3 protein-coding genes are annotated in these 2,876 nt (G+C 72.5%); 2 read left to right on the forward strand and 1 reads right to left on the reverse strand.

What is annotated here, in order from left to right; all coding sequences use genetic code 11:
- Both C1I97_RS34590 and C1I97_RS34595 read left to right on the forward strand, forming a co-directional pair.
- On the forward strand, window positions 1–698 hold a 698-nt coding region (locus C1I97_RS34590), incomplete at its 5' end, for an MFS transporter (RefSeq protein WP_258382882.1).
- Window positions 643–1,740 (forward strand): P1 family peptidase, encoded by a 1,098-nt coding sequence (locus C1I97_RS34595; RefSeq protein ID WP_111006933.1) that lies wholly within the window; start codon window positions 643–645, stop codon window positions 1,738–1,740. The genes C1I97_RS34590 and C1I97_RS34595, both read left to right, overlap by 56 nt.
- Before the next feature lie 74 nt (window positions 1,741–1,814).
- Here C1I97_RS34595 and C1I97_RS34600 read toward each other — a convergent pair.
- A partial coding sequence (locus tag C1I97_RS34600; protein ID WP_111006934.1) for a glycerophosphodiester phosphodiesterase occupies window positions 1,815–2,876 on the reverse strand: 1,062 nt, incomplete at its 5' end.

A 2,876-nucleotide genomic window follows, 5' to 3' on the forward strand; every position in this document is an offset into this window, starting at 1 on the left:
CCCGCAACCCCCGCTACGCCCTCACCATGTTCACCCAGCGCGGCCCCCGCTCGGCCAACCTCGGCTACTTCGGGCACATGTGGGAGCTCTACGCCCTGTGGACCTGGATCCCCGCCTTTCTCGCCGCGACGGACAGCGCCCGTCGCCTTCCCGGATCGGTCGCGGTCACCGTGTTTCTCACCATGGGGGTCGGCGGTGCGGCCGGCTGTCTGCTCGGCGGCTGGGGCGCCGACCGCTTCGGCCGCCCTCCCGCCGCCATGGCAGCCCTGCTCACCAGCGGTCTGTGCTGTCTGCTCTCACCGCTGCTCGTCCACTCCCCGCCGGCACTCGTGGTCGCGTTCTGTGCCCTCTGGGGCGCTGCTGTGATCGCCGACTCCGGAGTGTTCTCGACCTCCCTCAGCGAAGTCGCCGACTCCCGCTACGTCGGAACGGCCCTCACGGCCCAGACGGCGATCGGATTCGCCCTCACGGTCGTCAGCATCCAGCTGACCCCCCTCCTCGCCGACGCCGTCGGCTGGCGCTACGCGTTCCTCCTCCTGGCCCCCGGCCCCTTGGCCGGCGCCCTCGCCATGCGCGCCCTGAGAACCGGAAACGGCCGTGCCGAGGACGCGGCACCCGGCGCGGAGCGTAGCGTCCGGCCGTATGGAACCAATGGCTCACGACCAGTCGGCACCGGGCACCCGGACCCGGGCCCGTGACCTCGGTATCGTCATCGGAGGTGTCGCCACCGGGCCCCTCGACGCGATCACCGACGTGCCGGGCGTCCGCGTCGGGCACACCACCGTCCGCCGGCACCCCGACGTGCACAGCGGAGTGACCGCCGTCGTGCCCGGCGGCGTCGGACCCCACACGCCGCTGCCCGCCGGGGTGTTCACCGGCAACGGCTACGGCAAGCTCATCGGCACCACCCAGCTCACCGAACTCGGCACGCTGGAGACCCCGGTGCTGCTCACCTCGACCCTGTCGGCGTTCCGGGTCGCCGACGCCCTCGTCGGCTGGATGCTGGAGCGGCCCGGATGCGGCGAGGTGCAGAGCCTCAACCCGGTCGTGGGCGAGTGCAACGACGGCTTCCTGTCCGACATCCGCGCACGGCCGGTTCACGAGGAGCACGTCCGGGCCGCACTCGACGGAGCGACCGGCGGCCCGGTGGCCGAGGGCTGCGTCGGCGCGGGAACCGGCACAGGCGCCCTGGGATTCAAGGCGGGCATCGGAACCGCCTCCCGCACACCGGAACTGGGAGGCCGGCGGTACACGGCCGGAGTCCTGGTGCAGGCGAACTTCGGCGGCACGCTGCGGGTGCTCGGCCGCTGCGTCACCCCGCGGTCCCTGGGCCTGACCGGCGACCCGGCGCCGGCCGGGGAGACCGGCTCCTGCATGATCGTGGTGGCCACGGACGCCCCCCTCGACGCCCGGCAGCTCACCCGCGTCGCGCGGCGTGCCGTGTTCGCCCTGGCCCGCACGGGCGCGGCCTACGGCCACGGCAGCGGCGACTACGCCGTCGCCTTCGGCACGCGGCCGGAAGCCGGCGCCCCTGTGGCGGACGCCGAACTGGGACCGCTGTTCGAAGCCGTCCTCGACGCGGTCGAGGAAGCGGTGCTCAACTCCCTGCTCGCCGCGACGACGACCACGGGCTTCGGTGGCCGCACCCTGCCGGCCCTGCCGGCGGACCGGCTGCTCGAAGCCCTCACGGGTCCTGTGGCGCCACCGGTGCCCGAGGACCGGACGCGACCGCCGCGCTGACACCGGAGCAGCAGCTCGGTGCGCCGGGTGCCGTCGGCCAGGGTGACGGCGCGGAGTGAAAACGGCGGGACGGTTCAGCGGTTGACGTGCCGGCCGCTCAGGAAGTCCTCACGGGCGAGCAGTCCGGTGTCCGCGTTGTCGGTGAAGATCCCGTCGATGCCGGTGGCGAAGTACGCCTGGAACACGCCGAAGGCGTCACCGTAGGCGTCCTGGGCGGTGCCCTTGCGGAACTTCGGCGGCAGGAAGGGGTTTTCGTTGCGGGCGGTGTAGGGGTGCAGGATCAGGCCCGCGGCGTGCGCGTCGCGGACGAGGCTGCTCGGCTCGGTGAGGTTGCCGTCCTCGTCCTTGGGGATGACCAGGTCGACGGTCGGGCCGATGCCCTGCGCGTAGGAGGCGATCTCCTTCAGGCCCCTGGGGGTGATGAGGTCGGCGACCGTGCGCGGATCGCCCGCCTCGACGAAGTCCCACGGACGGGTGTTCGCGCCCGACAGCAGCACGACGAGCGGATTGCCGACGAGCTTGTTCAGCCGCCGGATGCTGCTCGGCTCGAAGGACTGCAGGATGACCGGCGAGTTCTTCCTGTCCTTGCCGTACTTGCGCAGCAGTTCGGCGACGCGCTCCTCCAGGCCGAGGCCCAGCTTGCGGAAGTACGTCGGATGCTTGGTCTCGGGGTAGATCCACACCTGCCGGCCGCGCTTGCGGGTCTGCTCGTCCTGCCACCTCAGGACCTCTTCGAAGGTGGGGATCTCCCAGCGGCCGTCGTAGAGGGTGTTGTGCGGGCGGTTGGCCGGGATGCGCTCGACCGCGCGCAGGGTCTTCAGCTCGGCGAGGGTGAAGTCCTCGGTGAACCAGCCGGTGGTGGCCACCCCGTCGATGGACTTGGTGGTCCTGCGGCCGGCGAACTCGGGGTGGTCGGCGACATCCGTGGTGCCGCCGATCTCCGGCTCGTGCCGGCACACCAGATGGCCGTCCCTGGTGGGCACCAGGTCGCCGGCCTCCACCACGTGGGCACCGAGGTCCAGGGCCAGGTCGTAGGAGCCGAAGGTGTGTTCGGGCCGGTAGCCGCAGGCTCCGCGGTGGCCGACGACCGTCGGCACGGGCAGGCTCTTCAGCCCGCCGCCCCGCCCGCCTGCGGC

Origin of the sequence: Streptomyces sp. NTH33 (assembly GCF_003236365.1) — a bacterium.
In the GTDB taxonomy this organism is placed as follows: domain Bacteria; phylum Actinomycetota; class Actinomycetes; order Streptomycetales; family Streptomycetaceae; genus Streptomyces.